Source organism: Kitasatospora acidiphila, from assembly GCF_006636205.1.
In the GTDB taxonomy this organism is placed as follows: domain Bacteria; phylum Actinomycetota; class Actinomycetes; order Streptomycetales; family Streptomycetaceae; genus Kitasatospora; species Kitasatospora acidiphila.
Genome location: NZ_VIGB01000003.1, coordinates 4,599,752 through 4,615,476 on the forward strand (window position 1 = coordinate 4,599,752; position 15,725 = coordinate 4,615,476).

Below are 15,725 nucleotides of genomic sequence, written 5' to 3' on the forward strand. Positions count from 1 at the left end.
GGCACGGCACCGCCCGGCTTCCGCGGTGTGCTGCACGGGGTCGGGTCAGTGCGGTTCGAGGAGGCTGCTGGGCTCCGGTCGGGGTGGCTCGCAGGCCGGCCGGGGTGACCGTGCGGGGTCGGGTCAGTGCGGTTCGAGGAGGGTGCTGGGCGGGGGAGGGGCTGGGGTCGGTGGCCGGCGAGTCGGTTGGCGGCGGCTCGCAGGCCTGCCGGGGTGACCGCGCGGGGTGCCGGGGCGTCGGCGGCCAGGCCCAGCTCCGGCGCGCCGCCGCGGGCCGCCAGCAGCACCGCTCCCAGGGTGCCGCTGCCCGCCGGATCGCAGGCCGGCCCGGACCCCGGCACCGGGAACGGCACGGTGGCCAGCCCGGCCGCGCGCAGCCCCGCCTCTGCCGTCCACAGCCCGGCCCCGGCCGGCGCCGGCACCGCCAGCCGCCCGGTGGCGGTCAGCCGGTCGGCGGCCAGGCCGTAGAACTCGGTCGTGTGGTACTCCCCGCGGGCGGCCCGCTGCGGCGCCGGGAGGTCGGCCAGCACCGCGTCGAACCGCTCGGCGCCGGTGCTCTGGCGCAGCCAGGCCAGCGGGTCGGCGTAGACCACCCGGACCCGGGGGTCGGCGAACGAGTGCCCGCCCAGCGCCGCCAGCGCCGGGTCGGTGCGGGCCAGCCGGGGCAGCGCCGGATCGGCGGTGACCACCAGCACCGAGGCGACGTCGCGGTGCCGCAGCACCTCCCGCAGCGCCAGGCCGTCCCCGCCGCCGAGCAGCAGCACCCGGGTGTCGGCGGGACCGGCCAGCGCCGGGTGCACCAGCGCCTCGTGGTAGCGGTACTCGTCGCTGCCGCAGGCGGCCAGCCGGCCGTCCAGGTAGAGGCGCAGCGGGTCGCCGTCCGGCGCCGGTATCCGGATCGGCCCGGTCAGCACGATCTCGCCCTGCCGGCTCTGCACCGCCTGCCGGAGCGCGGTGCCGTAGAGGGCGGACCGGGCGGCGCGTTCGATCGCCCCGGTGCAGGCGGCGGCCAGTGCCAGCGCGGCGAGCACCGCGCCGCAGCCGGCCCAGAGCAGCGGACGCACCCGCGGTCCCGGCTCGTCCCGGAACAGCCAGAGCACCACCGCGCCGCCGGCCACCGCGTTGACCGCGCCCGTGAGCAGCGCGCCGTCGGCCTGGCCGAGGTACGGCAGCAGCAGGAACGGGAAGGCCAGGCCGCCGATCAGCGCGCCCACGTAGTCGGCGGCGAACAGGTCGGCGGCGGCCCGGCCGGCCTCCTGGCGGCGGATCCGCTGCACCAGGGTCATCAGCAGCGGGATCTCGGCGCCGATCAGCAGCCCGATCACGCAGGTGAGCGTGGTCAGGGCGACCTGGTAGTAGCCCAGCCAGGCCCAACTCCCGTAGACCACAAGCACCGAGAGCCCGCCGACCAGCGCCAGCGAGCATTCGACCAGGGCGAAGGAGGTGGCCGGCGGTGGGCGAGCCGCTTGGCGGCCAGCGAGCCGACGCCCATGGCGAAGACCATCACGGAGAGCACCACGGAGGTCTGGGTGACCGAGTCGCCGAGCAGGTAGCCGCCGAGGGCGACCAGCTCCAGCTCGTACACCAGTCCGCAGGCCGCGCAGACGAACGCGGCGAACAGCACCAGTGGTTTGGCGGCACGGGGGCGCACGGGCCCGGTGGGCAGTGCCGCCGCATCCTCCATTCGGGTGCGTCCGTCCGGGGGGCGGATCCGGGGCGGTCGCGGCTGTCGGACCCGCAGCCGGGCCCGGGACGGGTGGCGCCGCTGGTCCGGGCCGGTCGGGGGTGTCGCGGGGCGGCCCGTCGTTCGGGTGGTTGGCATTCGCGGTTCCGGCCGCGGGTGCGCATCCGCGGCCGGACCGTTGGCAGCCACTCGGCGGGGTCGGTTCCGTCGCGGTCGAGTTCGGGCGGCCCGGAGCGGCCCGGCGGCTGGTTGATCACGAAGAAACGCTAGGCGACACGGGCCGCCGATAGCTGCACCCTTCGAGTGACGGAGTGCGGGTTTGAGTTGACAGTCCGTCAGTCTGTTCGAGTGTGACTGGTCACCAGATCGATTGCTGGGCAGGGATCATGGCAGGCTCGGCCGGGCCATCGCGCAGCGCGCCGCCGGGCGGGTCGGCGCGCTGCCCGGCCCGCGCACCACCAGCGAGGACCGGGTGCAGACCAATCGCCCCTCCTGCGGGTACGCGTGCCAGGTGCGCCAGAGCACCCGCTCCGCGCTGCCCTGGGCGACCAGCGCGGTGAAGGCGCTCGGATCACCCGGGAAGATGCCGGCCAGCCCCCTCGGGTGCTCGTCCACCAGGGCCAGGATCTCCTGCGCCCGGGCGGCGAACACATGCGGCGGCAGCGCCTCGATCCGGGCCGCGAACTCGTACTCCCACCCGGCCACTTGCTCGGCCACCCGGGCGGGCAGCGGGGTCCGGCGGCCGGGCAGGCAGGCCACCGTCTCCAGGCACTCGCCGGGGCCGGCCGTGATCACCACCTGGTGCGAGGCGCCCAGCAGGCGCAGCTGCAGGGTGCCGGTGCTTGTGTCGGTGCTGGTGCTGGTGCTGGTGCTGGTGCTGGTGCTGGCGCTGGCGCTTGTGCCGGTGCCGCCGGCGGTCGTGGCCGCCCGGCCGCCCTCGGGGTGCGCCCCGGTCCGGCCGAGCCGGCGGCTCTGGGGCCGGGCGCGGGCGGGGACTGGTCCGGGCCTGGCAGCGGCAGGTCGCGTACCGCCAGCGCGGGAAGCGGCCGGCCGCCGAGGCACCAGGCCAGGTCACCGGCACGGGTGTCGGTATAGGACGTCTGCAGTGTGGTGAGCATGCTGGGCTCCGCATTTCAGCTCCGTACGCGTCCGCCGTGCCGTCCGGCTCGGCCGAAGGCGAGGAGGTTCGCGGCTGTGCGATCCAGGACGCGGCCGACCGTGGAAGGAGGGATTCCGGCTGGAGATTCAGCAGCAGAGAAGCACGAATTCTCCGGGTCCGTCAGGGATTTACCTATTCTTGTTGCAAATTCACCGTTCTGAGCGTAGTGCCTGGTCAAGTATGACCAGGAGACTGAACGAGATTGGTCGATGTGCGCTCTTCGAGTGACGTCGCACGCCCTGCGCGATGCCTGGGCGCCGTCCCCGCGCAGGCGTGCTCATGGCAGGGCGTGCCGCGGGCGGGGGCGCCTGATTGTTCGGAGACTGGCCGGGGCTCGGCGGCCCCGCCGACAACGGTGCCCACGGCAGCACCGATCTCAGCGGCCTGTGCGAGATCACCAACGGCACCTTCACCGCGGCCGTCGCGGTTGTTCATGGCGACCGTGATCGCTGCAGGAAGCAGGCTCGGGAACTGCTTTCGCGGCCAACAGGACGTGCTTGCAGAGGAGTTCGAAGCCCGCGCGGCCGAACATCTGGTGATCGAGCTGGAGTTGCCCCTGCACGGAGTACCACCTGGTTCTCACCGTCAGTCGGCTGCCTCGTCTTCGGAGAGCTTCGCTGCGATGTTCTTCCGTGTGGTTCCGAGTTTGCGCAGGGCGTTGGCGACGTGCTGCTCGACCGTTCGCGGGGAGAGGAAGAGGACTTCGGCGATCTGCTGGTTGGTGGCGTTCCCGGCGAGCAGTTCGGCGACCTGCCGCTCGCGGGGGGAGAGCCGTTCTCCGTAGCCGCGTCGTCCGGTGGTTTCGGGTTTGGTCAGTCCGAGGTGCTGGGAGAGGTGGTCGGTGCGCGCGAGGTCGGCGGTGGCGCCGAGTGTGGTGAAGGTGGTCGTGGCTTGTGCGAGTGGTGGGGCGGCTTCGGCCGGGTCGGTCTCGGCGAGGGCCCGTGCGCGGTGTTCGGCGGCTTGGGCGGTCTCGTAGGGGCGGCCGATGTCCTGCCATAGCTGCTGGGCGGCGGCGAAGTGGTCGGCGGCGCTGGAGGGTTGCGCGTGCATGGCCAGCAGGCCGCGGGCGTGGTGGAGTTCGGCGGTGGCAGCGGGGGTGTCCCGGCCGACCAGGGCCTGTGTGGCGTCCTGGACGTACTGCTCGGCGGCCTCCCGGGCGTCGCAGGCCAGCTCCGCCTCGACCGCGACCGGCACCAGACCGGTCGACTTCGGCCAGGTGCCCGACAGCTTGAGAAGGTCCATGGCTTTCCCGGCCACCGCCTGGGCCAGGCTCGGGGCGCCTTGGGCCAGGTGCACGGTGGTCAGTCCGGCCGCCGCCCGCAGCGCCGTGCCGACATTGTGCCGCTCGCCTCCCTCGGCAGCCGTCGTGAAGTGCTCCAGGGCCTGGGCGCGCCGGCCCTCAGCTGCCGAGAGCCAGCCGAGGCAGAGGGCCTGCTCGATCCGGGGAAGTGTCATGGCCGGGTAGGCGGCAACGGTGTCGGCGAAGCGTTCCTCCAGTCCGTCCCAGCGGCCCGCCAGCAGCTCCACGCGCAGGAGGGTGACAGCGCTGTAGCACTCGCACAAGGGATATCCCACCTGGCGGGCGAGGTCGCGGGCCTCCTCCATGAGGCGGACGGCCAGTCGGTCGTGTCCGAGGTCGAAGGCGACATCGCCGACGTTGAACAGTGCCCGGACGGTCTGGCGCACGATGTCGGGATCGTCCGACCGGCGGGCAGTGCGTCCATCAGCGACCAGTCGAACGGGTCCCCCGACTGCGCCAGCAACATCAGCCTGTTGCCGCGGACCAGCGCCTTCACGACCTCGTCCCTGCCATCCTCGAGCATGCGTTCGGCCCGCTCCTGCCACGCCCAGGCCGTTTCCTCTCCCTGCCTCTCGTTGAGCGCGAGGGTACTCATCGCCCGCGCGGCGCGGACCGGGTTCTCGGAGAGCTCCTCGACCGCCTTCTCCAACTCCTGGGCCCCCGCGGCGTCAGTGAGCTCGTTGAACATGACCACACCGAGTCCGAGCCTGATCTCACCGCGGGCGGCCCTCGACAGCTGGGGGTCGGCGAGGATGCCGCGCAGCCGTCTCGCGTAGTCGGCCGGGTCCACGCCGCGGCCCGTGAGGAGGGCCAGGGCCAGGGCTGCGCGTGAGCGGTCCGCCGGGTCCAGGTCGGGCTCGTCGAGGATCTGACCGAGGAGGGCCTCGGCGGTACCGGTGTCCCCCACCGCGGTGGCGTGGTCGGCGGCCGCCTCGGCTGCCTGCAGCCAGGCCGCGCGGTCGCCGAGGGCCCGGGTGTGGTGGGCGATCTGCACCAGCGGTGGTTCCGGCTGCTGTCGCAGTTCCTCCAGGGCCCGCTGGTGCAGGCGGATCCGCCGGGGTCCGCGCACGTAGCCGTAGGCGACCTGCTGGGCGAGCACGTGCCGGAAGGCGTACCGGCCGCCGTCGTCCTCCCGCAGGACGGAGGCGTCCAGTGCCTCGACGAGCCCGCGCTCCGCCTGCTTCTCCTCCAGCCCCGCGACCGAGGTCAGGAGTTCCTGGGTGGCCGGGACGGCGAGGACGGCCGCCGCCGCGGTGACGGCGACACCCTCCGGGGAGAGCCCGGCGAGCCGCTCGGTCAAGGCCTCGCGCAGCCCCCGGGGCACGTCCGCGTCCCGCAGCCGGCCGGCGATGCCCTCGAAGCCGTGCGTGCGGGAGTGCTCGGCCAGTGTGAGCAGGTCCTCCTCGGCCACCAGCGGGAGCCCTTCGCTGCGGGCGAAGAGCGCGGCGGCGAGCGCCGGGGTGGCGTGGAAGCCGAGGGAGTCGGTGGCCAGGTCCTGTAGAGCGGCCTCGCCCAGGCGCGACAGCTGGATCACCGCGCCGCTGATGCCCGGCGGGCGCCGGAACGCGGAGCCCAGGACCGGGGTCTGGGCCCTGGCGGCGTCGGTTCGGTAGGACAGGACGAGGCTCAGTTGCGGCGGCAGGTCACGGGCGAGGAGCAGGAGCAGTTCGCGGGTGGCCTCGTCGACCCAGTGCAGGTCTTCGACGACCAGTACGGCCGCGCCGATCGCGGCCAGCAGCGAGCGCACGCCCTGGATCACCCGCAGGCGCTCCGCCCGGGATCGTCGGTGGGAGGCGGTGGGGGCGGGAGGCGGTCGGCGAGGTCGGGCAGCAGCGGGGCCAGCGCGCCGGTGGCGGGCGGCAGGCCACCGGTGGGCAGCCACGGTCCGGCCTTGCCCAGGGCGTCCACCACCGGGCCGTACGGGAACGGTTCACGCAACGGGTGGCAGAAGCCGGCCAGCACCGGCCGCCCCTCCCGGGCCAGCGCGGCGGTCGCCTCGGCGATCAGCCGCGACTTGCCGATCCCGGCCTCGCCCTCCACCAGCACCACCGCGGGCGGATGCCGCACCGCGCTCAGCAGCAGATCAAGCTCCCGCTCCCGGCCGACGAACCGCAACGGCCCGCCCGGTGACGTCGGAGAAAGGCCGGCCACGCCCTGCACACGATCACCTGCCCTGTCACAACCACACTAGCCCGCATCCACGCACCCGGCGGAGCAGCCCAGAAAGCCGATCGCTCAAGGCGGGGTGGGCGACACGTCCCCGAGTGAGGGACCCGTGCCGTGCGAGCCCGAGCCGCAGCTCGCCGGGTTCGTTCGCCCGCAGTCGGCTTCAGTGAGAGCTGGTGGGCGTCCTTCCCATTCGGTGCAGTAGGCGCGACTGCTGTGACGCGTCGTGCGGGAGCGTGCCCTCGGGAGCGGCGAAGAACCGGTGGGTCGTTTCGGCAGCGGTGGGCGTTTCCGCCAAGCCTGCGTAGATCTCTGCGAGATGCTCGTCGATCCATGCGACGAGGCCGGCGTCGAGGGACTCCTCCGCGCTGATGGCCCGTGCGAGATCCCAGGTGTGGATGGTGCTGTCCGTGGTCCTCACGGCGAGTGCCTGCCGCCCGGTCACCGGGCCCAGCGGATAGTCCAGGACCCGCTGCATGGCGCCGTCCTGCCCGAATGCCCGGGCGCACTCCCGGACGGACGAGACGTAGGCGCCGACCGGATCCGCACCCAGCGCGTCGACATCCCGTAGCCGCAGGAACTCCGCGCTGTCGCCGCCCTGGAGCAGACGGACGTAGCTGAGGTTTCCCCGAGTCATGTGGTTGGCCAACTGCCGTACGTTCCACTCCGTGCAGGGAGTCGGCCAGCTCCACTGTTCGGGTCGCACCGCTTGTAGCTTCCGTTCGAACTCGCTGCTGGCGAGGAGGAACCGATCGATGAGCCCGTCGAAAACGTTGACCATGGACCCAGCATGCGAATCGCGGGCCGCCAGGGCTGGCGGGTATCGGACGTCGAGGCACCGCCATCGGTGATGTGAACGACGAGACCCCCGCTCGGAGTTGAGCGGGGGCCCGTGGCCTGCCAGGGCAGGCGGGTCAGGCGGTGGTGAAGGTGCCGTTCTTGACGCCCCGGAGGAAAGCGGTGAAGCCGTCGGCGGGGAAGTAGAGGGCGGGGCCTTCGGGGTCCTTGCTGTCGCGGACCGGGGTGACGCCGGGGAGGTTTGGGGCCACCTCGACGCAGGTGCCGCCGTTCTTGCTGTAGGACGACTTGATCCAGGCCACTGTTGTGGAGTTGATCATCGGTCAGGTCCCTTCGCAGGTCTGGTCTCAGGCGTTGCCGAGGGCACCGTTCTTGATGCCCCGGAGGAAGGTGGCGAAGCCGTCGGCGGGGAAGTAGAGGGCGGGGCCTTCGGGGTCCTTGCTGTCGCGGACCGGGGTAACACCGGGGAGGCCTGGGGCCACCTCGACGCAGTTGCCCCCGTTCTGGCTGTAGGACGACTTGACCCAAGCCGTCGCAGTGAGGTCAGTCATGCTGGAGTTCCCTTCGCACCGTTCTGATCCGGTCCAGGGTTTGGCCTGGACCGAGCGCATTCACCTGCAGCTGATCGTAGGCCACTTCCCAGGCCTTCAGCAGATCCAAATCCCGCTCCAGGTAACCCCGTGCGGCCGATTCGCAGTAGCCCAGCAGGCTCCGGTCGCGCATGGTCAGCAGCACCATCGGGCCGTTGAAGGGCTGGAAGTCGCCCATGCTGAACGGCACGGCCTGGATGGTGACCTTGGGGCGCATCGCTAGCCGCTCCAAGTGGTCGAACTGAATATCCATCACTTCGGGATCGCCAACCATCCGGCGCAGGCAGCTCTCGTCCAGGATGGCGTAGAACCGAGGTGCGGTCGCGGCAGTGATCAGCTGGCGCTGGCGGTTCTCCAGGAACGCCAGGCGCTCGCGCGCCTGGGCCTCGGTGAGCGTCCCGTGCCTCACGTTGGTGCTGGCCAGGGCTGCCGCATACTGCGGCGTCTGGAACAGCCCCGGGATGACGTTGAGTTCAAACGTGCGGATCTCCGCAGCCCGCACCTCCTCGTGCGACAACTCGGTGAACCCGTCAAGGAAGACCTGGTCCTTGATCGCCCTACAGAGGATCTGGAAGGTCAGGCCGGTGCCGAACAGGTCATCCGCTTTCTTCGCGAACTGGGAACTCGGTGACTTCGCCCCCGTTTCCAGCCCGGAGATGTGCGCACCGGTGCATCCGAGCAGCCTGCCGAGCTGCACCTGAGTCCAGCCCTTCTCCATGCGTGACTTGCGCAGTTGGTTGCCGAAGGCGGCCACGGAAGACGCCGAGGGGTCCAGCTTCTTGATGTTCATGGGGGCTCCCGCTATCTAACCCTGGGGTTTCCGAAAGTTGCGCAAGTACCCGGCAGCCCGGGATGGTTGTCCCGCTCGGTGGTCGCACGACTACCAAGAGGAACGGTGCTGCCTAGCGGCAGGATCGCTGATCACGCGTCAGATCGCCACCCATTCCGCACGCGTAGCGCAACTTTGCTCGTGTCGGGATGAATTGAGGCAACCGCATGTCAAGTAGCCGGACGACTTTGTTCGTTTACCCGCGCTTTCCGGACCAGACCGGTCGGGCCCTTGCCACCCCGGCGGACTGTCCGCCCCAACCCGCCGTGAACCGAAGGGATACCGCCGTGAGCATCGCTCCCTCCTCCCCGTCGGCCTACCAGGCCGCCGCCCTCGCCGAGCTGCGCTCCCTCGGGCGCAGCCTGGACCGCCAGGTGGCCGAGGGCACCGCCGTCACCGAGCACGAGGTGGATGCCATGCTGCGCCTGATGAGGCAGGTGCACACCGGGATCGTGGTGTCCCACGGGGACAGCACGGTCGCCCGCGCCGCCTAACCGGCGCTCTACAGACCCCCGCAGAGCAAGGGCGTCTCTGCGGGTTCGGTCCCTCTCCGGTGGCACGAGAGGGACAACTCCGCCACCGGTCATGGGCGTTGACCGGCGCGGACGCCGGTGGTCCCGCCTGCGGGCGGGACCACCCACCGCCACAGACTCCCGCGCAGTCGAGCTTGGGGAAGAGGCCGCGCGGGCCGCCCGTCCCGGTCGCCGCACCGTGCACGCGTCCGACCGGGGCGGGCCACCACACCACAGGGGGGTCGGTCCACCAGTACAGGAGGCCTCATGCGTCTCATTCCCGTACCAACTACGACTGGTGACGGTCCGTCCGTCACCACCAGCGACGATCCCCTCATCGCGCTCGTCGTCGACGCCACCCTGCGAGCGGCCCGCCACCGCCTCCGCGATCACCTCACCAGCCTGGGCCTGGACCCCGACGACGCCTGCCTGGTGCTCTCGGAGCTGGTCGGGAACGCCCTGCTGCACGCCGGGGACACCGCCGCCGTCGCCTGGCGCCTGGTCGGCGACCGCCTCCACATCGGCGTCGCGGACGCCGCGGCCCTCAGCCTCCCGGTCGTCCAGGGCAGTTGCACCCGCGAGGGCGGCCGCGGCCTGCTCCTCGTCGATCAACTCGCCGAATCCTGGGGCGTGCGGCCGCTCGGCACCCTCGGCAAGGAAACCTGGTGCGACCTGCAGGTCAAGGCCGCCTGACGCACCGGACCCACTCATCTCGCCATCGTCACCCACCAGATGAAGGAAACCAGGATGCCGAACACCGTCCCCGCTCCGTGGGGTACCACCCGCATGCGCCCCTACGCCGACACGCCCCCGGTGGCAGCGCTGACCGCCGCGATCGACCCGCGCACCCAGGTCGCCGTCTTCCACGACCAGCAGGGCCGCACCGTGGAGATGGGCAAGCACGGCACCAGCACCGACACCAGCGCCCCGACCAGCACCGGTGGCGGTGACGGCGACGGGCAGAGCGGAGGCCAGTCCCAGCCGACCGACCTGGACAGCATCACCGCCAACGACCAGGACTGACGCCATGACCGGAGAGCGGCAGCGGGCCGTGCTGGTCCTGACCTCCCCCTATGACGCGACGGCCGACCTGGTCCTACGGATCCTGGCCGACCGCCGGGTCCCGCTCGTCCGTGCCGACCCCGGCGCCGATCTCCACCAGGGTGCCGCGCTGACCGCCTGCTACACCGGCAGCGGACGGCGGGGCACCCTCACCACCGCCAGCCGAACCCTCGACCTCGACCGGGTCCGTTCGGTCTGGTACCGGCGTCCATCGAACTGGCAGGCCCCGGACGGCATGGCGGGACAGGACGCGGCGTTCGCCCGCTCCCAGGCGCAGTGGGGCGTCGGCGGCATCCTCGGTGCTCTGCCCGGCGCCCACTACGTGAACCACCCCTGGCGGATCCGGGACGCCGAGCACAAGCCCGCCCAGCTCGACGCCGCGCTCGCCACCGGGTTCGCCGTCCCGGACACGATCGTCACCAGCGACCCCGTGCATGCTCGTCGCTTCTGCGCCGATCAGCGCGGCGGAGCCGTCTACAAGCCGCTGTGGAACTCCCCGTACGCCAAGGACAGCGGCGCTGTGCAGGCGTGGGTCGCGCCGGTCGCGACGGACGAGATCACCGACGCGGTCTCGGCCTGCCCGCACCTGTTCCAAGCCCGGGTGGACAAGGACTTCGACGTGCGGCTCACCGCCGTGGGAGCCGAGCTGTTCGCCGTGCGGATCGACAGCCCCGACCTGGACTGGCGCCGCCGCCAGCACCTGCTCACGTACACCCCGATCGACGTCCCGCCCGCCGTGCGCCGCTCCGTGGCCCGCTATCTGGAGCGGTTCCAACTCGTCTACGGCGCCTTCGACTTCGCCGTCGACCAGAACGGCCGGTGGTGGTTCCTCGAGTGCAACAGCAATGGGCAGTGGGCGTTCTTCCCGCCACCGACGACCGGTGCCATCGCCACTGCGATCGCCGACCAGCTAGAGAAAGGCCCTGTCGCATGACTCCCACGTCCGCCGGGCTGCGTGCCGCCCTTGCCCAGCAGTTGGCCGCTGACGGCTACCTCACCGACCCGGCCTGGCGCGCCGCCGTCGAGGCGGTCCCCCGCGAGGTCTTCGTCAGCGACTACTTCCGCGAGATCGACGGTTCGTTCCCCACCGCCTACGAGCCCGTCACCGAAAGCGGTGACCGCTGGCTGCAGACGGTCTACAGCAACCAGACCCTCATCACCCAACTCGACGGGCGGCTACGGCCAGGTGACACGGACGGACCGGCTGCCGGCTCCCCGTCGTCATCCTCGACCCTGCCGTCACTCGTCGTGCAGACGTGGCACCAGCTCGACGTCCAGCCCGGCCACCGGATCCTGGAGATCGGTACCGGCACCGGCTACTCGACCGCACTCGGCGCGCACCGCCTGGGCGACGGGAACATCACCAGCATCGAGGTCGACCCGGGGGTGGCCGCCCGGGCTGCCGCCTCCTTGAAGGCGGCCGGGTTCGCGCCGCACCTGGTCGTCGGCGACGGGCTGGCCGGCCACCGGTCCGAGGCGCCGTACGACCGGCTGATCGCCACCTGCGCCGTCCGCACCCTGCCCTACGCCTGGCTCCACCAGGTCCGGCCGGGCGGGAAGATCCTGGTCACGTTCTCCGGGTGGATGTTCGCCTACGGCCTCGCCCTGCTGACCGTCACCAGGCCGGGCGAGGCGACGGGCCGGTTCCTGCCCGGCTACACCAGCTTCATGATCGCCCGCCCGCACGACCGGCCGCCCCGCCAGAACCCGGCGCTGCTGCCCGGCGACGAGACCTCGACCCGCCTCGATCCGGCCATCCTCAGCAGCTGGACCGGCAGTTGGGTCGCCCAGCTCGCCGCGCCGTCCGCCGAACGCATCGGCGCTGGGTGCCAGCAGATCCTCGCGGACCACGCGACCGGTTCCCAGGCCCGCACGGCACCGGACGGCAACGGCGGATGGACCGTCACCCAGCGTGGCCCACTGCGCCTGTGGGACCAGGTCGAGAGCGCGGTCCGTGACTGGCAGCACGCCGGCGCCCCGCACCAGGAGCAGTTCGGCATCACGATCACCGGCTGCGGACAGCGGGTGTGGATCGGCACCGAGGACGGACCCGGCTGGAACCTCCCGGTCTAGCCGTCCCCGGCCGGCTCCCCCTCACCCGGCGGGGCGGTCGGTGACAGGCCGCGTGCTTGCAGTCGTTTGACTGATGTACGTGCCGCATCTGTCGCGCACAGTTGGCTCGTTCGAAGTCACTGGTCGGTCGCTCACCGGCATGGCCACATGGGTTGTGCGGCGGCCGGTCCTACGAGGAGGGCATTGAACGATGAAGCGACTGAAGCGAGCGTCGATCGCCGTGGCCATGATGGGCGCGCTTTCCAGCGTGGCGATCATCGCGGGCGCGGGAACGGCCACGGCAGCGCCGGCCGGCTACGTCAACGATTTCGTGCAGACCTTCTACACCGACCCCAACCCCCCGACGTCCGTTCAAGACGGGTACGACACCGCGTGGTCGGAGTGTTGGAACGCGATGATGGGCCAGAACATGATGCGCTACAACAACACCAGTGGAGCCAACGGAGAATACTTCTACTGCGCCGACGGCCCGAACGGCGGCGAGAACCTGTGGTGGAGGCACGCGGTCTGATCCGGCCGAGCCGCTCCTGACTGATCATCCGGGTACGGAGTCGCTTGAACTGGTGGAGCCGGGCAAGGCGCGCTCGACAACCCGGCGCACCTTGCCCGGTCCGGATCCGTGTGCGATGCCGCGGCGGACGATCAGCGTCAGAGCTGCCGAAGCCTGGCAACCGCCTCGGTCAGGACGTCATCCCGCTTGCAGAACGTGAACCGCACCAGCGAGCGCCCCGCCTCGGTGTTGTCGTAGAAGACCACGTTGGGGATGGCGACCACGCCGCAGCGCTCCGGGAGGGTGCGGCAGAACTCGATGCCGTCCTTCTCGCCGAGCGGGGTGATGTCGGTGGTGATGAAGTAGGTGCCCTCGGGCTGGTGGACCCCGAAGCCGGCGGCCGAGAGCCCGTCGGCGAGCAGGTCGCGCTTGCGGAGCAGGTCGGCGCGGAAGTCGGCGAAGTAGTCGTCGGGCAGGCGCAGGGCGTCGGCGATGGCGTACTGGAACGGGCCGGCGCTGACGTAGGTGAGGTACTGCTTGGCGGTGCGGACGGCGGCGACCAGCTCGGGGGTGGCGGTCACCCAGGCCACTCCGCGTTCGTACACTCATTCGCGTGCGACGAACCAGCCCTGACCTGCGAACCTCCGCCGCCGGGCAACCGGCGGCGATCTACTGCCGGATATCCCAGGCGGACGACGACGACCAGACCGGCGTGGACCGGCAGGAGCGGATCTGCCGCGAGATCGCCGAGCGGCGGGGCTTCGTCATCAACCCCGATCACGTGTACGTGGACAACAGCCGCTCGGCCTGGAGTCGTAGGCGTAAGCGGCCCGGCTGGGATCAACTGCTGGAGGAGGCCCGGAACCGGGGCTTCCAGCACATCATCGCCTATCACCCGGACCGGCTCATGCGGCAGCCGCGAGACCTGGAGGAACTGCTCCAGGTCTCCGATGACCATGCGATCACCCTTCACGGCGAGGCGAATCGACGCGATCTCTCGGACCCGGACGACCGGTTCATCCTGCGCATCGAAGTCGCCCACGCCTGCCGCTCGTCTGACGACACCTCCCGCCGGTTGAAGTCGGCCATGAAGGACCGGGCCCAGGAAGGCAAGCCGCAGGGCGGAGTCCGCCGGTTCGGCTACGAGCCGGGCGGTATGACGATCGTCGAGGCGGAGGCCGAGATCGTCCGTGAGGTGTTCGATCGCTACCTCAAGGGCGAGGGACCGTCCCCGATCGCGCGAGACCTCCACCAGCGCGGCATCGAGACGGCCAACGGCAAGGAGTGGAACGCCGGGACCGTACGCGCGTTGCTGGACTCCCGCCACGTTGCCGGCATCCGCATGCACCAGGGGGAGGAGGTCGGCCGGGGCGCCTGGCCCGCCATCATCGACCCCGGCACCTGGGAGGAGGCCCGGACCCGGCGCGAGTACCGCGCGGCGGCACACCAGGAGAGCCGGAGCAAAGCGCCGCAGCGGTTCTACCTGCTGCGCGGCCTGGTGATGTGCTCGCGGTGCGGCACCTTGATGTCCGGCACGGCCAAGCAGAACGGCCCGGCGTACCAGTGCAACCGGCGGAACCGGAACGGCGATCAGAAGTGCGTCCGCTCGATCAGGGCGGAGTCGCTGGAGGACTTCGTGCGGGACGCCGCGATCGAGCTGCTCGGGAAGCTCCGGGTGGACGGCCGGCTCGCCGCCAGCAATCTGGCCGACGAAACCGCCGAGGCGGTGGAGGCGGACCAGCAGCAGCTCGCCGAGCTGAACGAGATGTGGACGGCCAAGGAGATCAGCACCGCGGAGTTCCGCAAGATGCGCAAGGAGATCCAGGCCCGCATCGCGAAGGCCCAACGCAAGGTCGTCGTACGGCCGATGGTTCTGCTGGACGGCCTGACGGGTGCCGGGGCTCGGCAGGCATGGTTCGCCGAGGAGATGACGGACGAGCGCCGGAACGCGGTGCTGCGGTTCCTCTTCTCCGGCGTGGTGATCGACGAGCCCACGAAGTACGGCAGGTACATGGACTGGGAGCGCATCCGGATCGAGCAGAACCCTCTCTGAGTCCTTGGTCGCACGGCGCTACCACAAGATCGGCCAAACGCGTTTGGCCACGCGTAGGCGATGGTGGTTCTTGCAGGCCCGGAGCGGGTCCGTCGTCCGAAGAGGCTGCTGTCGCTGTACCACAAGACCGGCTCGCTACGGCGAGCCGCGCGTGGGCGATGGTGGTTTTCGCGGACCCGGCGCGGGCCGAGTGGCTCCAGGAGGAGGAAAGGGGTGGGTCGCATTTCGAGGAGGAGATCCAACGCCGCGATCGCGGGCATCGTAGAAGGGCTTCGCCCCAGGTCAGGTGGGCTGCGGGAAATCCGGTAACGATCTCTCCTGCCCCTACGTCCTCCTGCCCGGCGCGGTCGCGCGCCATCTATCACCGACTTCCGGCCGCACCAAACCGGCCACCCCGTGGTCTCCTGCGTGCGGCGCCAGCCCCTGGCCGTCGCCGGATGCCCCAGCCTGCCCTGAAGCGAGGATCCGTGACATGACGTAGCCGCCGAGGAGCGTGCCGAGCGCCTGCCAGCGTTCGGCACGCCGCCCGGCCCGTGCCTGGTGTTGGAGCACCAGACGTGTGGCCTCCGGCTTCCTGATGACCGCCCACAACCCGCGCGACCCGGTGCACCCCAAGGGGCCTGCCAGCCCCGCATCCAGCCGCGAGGAGGCTCAATTGACCCTGCCCGCACACCCCCACCCCGCTCACTCTCCTGGAGCCGGCGGGAACGTGATCGCCCTGCGCCGCCCCGGCACCGACGCGACCGGCCCTGCCAGTGGCCGTTCAGTCTCGGGACAGCCCGGCGACGAGCGCGCACGAGCGCTGGAGCGGCTCTGCTCCGGTTTCCGCACGACGATCAGCCCCCGCAGCGCGGCTCGTCTGGCCGACCTGCTGGGGACTGCCACGGCCGGTGCCGTGGCCCGCGCGGCCTGACCGCGCCCACCCGGGGTCCGCGTGATGCGCGGGCCCCGGGAAGGGGGCCGGCCCCTGGTGTTGGAGCACCAAGGGCCGAGACGACTCCCTGACGAC

At 71.4% G+C, this 15,725-nt stretch carries 16 protein-coding genes and 2 pseudogenes; 8 read left to right on the forward strand and 10 right to left on the reverse strand.

Annotation, left to right across the window (positions count from 1 at the left end):
- Positions 1 to 146: 146 nt before the first annotated feature.
- The 9 genes and pseudogenes from E6W39_RS21735 to E6W39_RS21775 form a co-directional block, all read right to left on the reverse strand.
- Positions 147 to 1,684: pseudogene (locus tag E6W39_RS21735) on the reverse strand (spermine/spermidine synthase domain-containing protein); the annotation flags it as partial.
- 384 nt (positions 1,685 to 2,068) lie between these two features.
- On the reverse strand, positions 2,069 to 2,746 hold the full coding sequence (locus tag E6W39_RS21740; protein ID WP_228718274.1) for a DUF2617 family protein: 678 nt from the start codon (positions 2,744 to 2,746) through the stop codon (positions 2,069 to 2,071).
- A 682-nt stretch (positions 2,747 to 3,428) separates the two neighbouring features.
- Positions 3,429 to 4,370, reverse strand: coding sequence for a helix-turn-helix transcriptional regulator (locus E6W39_RS41840; protein ID WP_228718275.1), 942 nt, complete (start codon positions 4,368 to 4,370; stop codon positions 3,429 to 3,431).
- Entirely contained in the window at positions 4,295 to 5,902 is a 1,608-nt protein-coding gene (locus tag E6W39_RS41845) for an ATP-binding protein (protein ID WP_228718276.1), read from the reverse strand. The genes E6W39_RS41840 and E6W39_RS41845 overlap by 76 nt, the downstream gene beginning before the upstream one ends.
- On the reverse strand, positions 5,899 to 6,294 hold the full coding sequence (locus E6W39_RS41850; RefSeq protein ID WP_228718277.1) for an AAA family ATPase: 396 nt from the start codon (positions 6,292 to 6,294) through the stop codon (positions 5,899 to 5,901). The genes E6W39_RS41845 and E6W39_RS41850 overlap by 4 nt, the downstream gene beginning before the upstream one ends.
- A 178-nt stretch (positions 6,295 to 6,472) precedes the next feature.
- Positions 6,473 to 7,090 (reverse strand): TIGR03086 family metal-binding protein, encoded by a 618-nt coding sequence (locus E6W39_RS21760; RefSeq protein ID WP_141634942.1) that lies wholly within the window; start codon positions 7,088 to 7,090, stop codon positions 6,473 to 6,475.
- A gap of 133 nt (positions 7,091 to 7,223) precedes the next feature.
- Positions 7,224 to 7,427 carry a DUF397 domain-containing protein gene (locus tag E6W39_RS21765; RefSeq protein WP_141634943.1) on the reverse strand — a complete coding sequence of 68 codons (204 nt, stop codon included), beginning with the start codon at positions 7,425 to 7,427 and terminating at the stop codon, positions 7,224 to 7,226.
- Positions 7,428 to 7,454: 27 nt separating this feature from the next.
- Complete coding sequence (locus E6W39_RS21770; RefSeq protein WP_141634944.1) at positions 7,455 to 7,658, reverse strand: DUF397 domain-containing protein; 204 nt, start codon at positions 7,656 to 7,658, stop codon at positions 7,455 to 7,457.
- The gene (locus tag E6W39_RS21775; RefSeq protein ID WP_141634945.1) at positions 7,651 to 8,487 is read right to left on the reverse strand and encodes a helix-turn-helix domain-containing protein; all 837 of its coding nucleotides are present in this window, start codon (positions 8,485 to 8,487) and stop codon (positions 7,651 to 7,653) included. The genes E6W39_RS21770 and E6W39_RS21775 overlap by 8 nt, the downstream gene beginning before the upstream one ends.
- 326 nt (positions 8,488 to 8,813) lie before the next feature.
- On the opposite strand from E6W39_RS21775, the gene E6W39_RS21780 reads away from it, so the two are divergent.
- The 6 genes from E6W39_RS21780 (at position 8,814) to E6W39_RS21805 (ending at position 12,684) form a co-directional block, all read left to right on the forward strand.
- Positions 8,814 to 9,020: a hypothetical protein gene (locus E6W39_RS21780; RefSeq protein WP_141634946.1), complete on the forward strand. Its 207-nt coding sequence runs from the start codon at positions 8,814 to 8,816 to the stop codon at positions 9,018 to 9,020.
- 285 nt (positions 9,021 to 9,305) lie between these two features.
- The gene (locus E6W39_RS39560; protein WP_181799382.1) at positions 9,306 to 9,731 is read left to right on the forward strand and encodes an ATP-binding protein; all 426 of its coding nucleotides are present in this window, start codon (positions 9,306 to 9,308) and stop codon (positions 9,729 to 9,731) included.
- 54 nt (positions 9,732 to 9,785) lie between these two features.
- The gene (tgmA, locus tag E6W39_RS21790) at positions 9,786 to 10,061 is read left to right on the forward strand and encodes a putative ATP-grasp-modified RiPP (RefSeq protein WP_141634947.1); all 276 of its coding nucleotides are present in this window, start codon (positions 9,786 to 9,788) and stop codon (positions 10,059 to 10,061) included.
- Positions 10,062 to 10,065: 4 nt separating this feature from the next.
- Positions 10,066 to 11,034 (forward strand): ATP-grasp ribosomal peptide maturase, encoded by a 969-nt coding sequence (gene tgmB, locus E6W39_RS21795; RefSeq protein ID WP_141634948.1) that lies wholly within the window; start codon positions 10,066 to 10,068, stop codon positions 11,032 to 11,034.
- Positions 11,031 to 12,173 (forward strand): ATP-grasp peptide maturase system methyltransferase, encoded by a 1,143-nt coding sequence (gene tgmC / locus E6W39_RS21800; protein ID WP_141634949.1) that lies wholly within the window; start codon positions 11,031 to 11,033, stop codon positions 12,171 to 12,173. The genes tgmB and tgmC overlap by 4 nt, the downstream gene beginning before the upstream one ends.
- Before the next feature lie 190 nt (positions 12,174 to 12,363).
- Entirely contained in the window at positions 12,364 to 12,684 is a 321-nt protein-coding gene (locus E6W39_RS21805) for a hypothetical protein (RefSeq protein ID WP_141634950.1), read from the forward strand.
- A 137-nt stretch (positions 12,685 to 12,821) separates the two neighbouring features.
- Here E6W39_RS21805 and E6W39_RS21815 read toward each other — a convergent pair.
- Positions 12,822 to 13,253 (reverse strand): annotated as a pseudogene (locus E6W39_RS21815) (aminotransferase class I/II-fold pyridoxal phosphate-dependent enzyme); the annotation flags it as partial.
- 23 nt (positions 13,254 to 13,276) lie between these two features.
- Here E6W39_RS21815 and E6W39_RS21820 point away from each other — a divergent pair.
- Together E6W39_RS21820 and E6W39_RS21825 are read left to right on the forward strand one after the other, a co-directional pair.
- On the forward strand, positions 13,277 to 14,716 hold the full coding sequence (locus tag E6W39_RS21820) for a recombinase family protein (protein ID WP_141634951.1): 1,440 nt from the start codon (positions 13,277 to 13,279) through the stop codon (positions 14,714 to 14,716).
- A 559-nt stretch (positions 14,717 to 15,275) separates the two neighbouring features.
- Positions 15,276 to 15,629 (forward strand): hypothetical protein, encoded by a 354-nt coding sequence (locus E6W39_RS21825; RefSeq protein WP_141634952.1) that lies wholly within the window; start codon positions 15,276 to 15,278, stop codon positions 15,627 to 15,629.
- Positions 15,630 to 15,725 lie beyond the last annotated feature (96 nt).

What these genes read in the sequence shown, in the direction of transcription:
- E6W39_RS21760 (WP_141634942.1), bottom strand. Translation starts at nt 7,090, where the DNA reads ATGGTCAACGTTTTCGACGGGCTCATCGATCGGTTCCTCCTCGCCAGC.
- E6W39_RS21765 (WP_141634943.1), bottom strand. Translation starts at nt 7,427, where the DNA reads ATGATCAACTCCACAACAGTGGCCTGGATCAAGTCGTCCTACAGCAAG.
- E6W39_RS21770 (WP_141634944.1), bottom strand. Translation starts at nt 7,658, where the DNA reads ATGACTGACCTCACTGCGACGGCTTGGGTCAAGTCGTCCTACAGCCAG.
- E6W39_RS21775 (WP_141634945.1), bottom strand. Translation starts at nt 8,487, where the DNA reads ATGAACATCAAGAAGCTGGACCCCTCGGCGTCTTCCGTGGCCGCCTTC.
- E6W39_RS39560 (WP_181799382.1), top strand. Translation starts at nt 9,306, where the DNA reads ATGCGTCTCATTCCCGTACCAACTACGACTGGTGACGGTCCGTCCGTC.
- tgmA (WP_141634947.1), top strand. Translation starts at nt 9,786, where the DNA reads ATGCCGAACACCGTCCCCGCTCCGTGGGGTACCACCCGCATGCGCCCC.
- tgmB (WP_141634948.1), top strand. Translation starts at nt 10,066, where the DNA reads ATGACCGGAGAGCGGCAGCGGGCCGTGCTGGTCCTGACCTCCCCCTAT.
- tgmC (WP_141634949.1), top strand. Translation starts at nt 11,031, where the DNA reads ATGACTCCCACGTCCGCCGGGCTGCGTGCCGCCCTTGCCCAGCAGTTG.
- E6W39_RS21805 (WP_141634950.1), top strand. Translation starts at nt 12,364, where the DNA reads ATGAAGCGACTGAAGCGAGCGTCGATCGCCGTGGCCATGATGGGCGCG.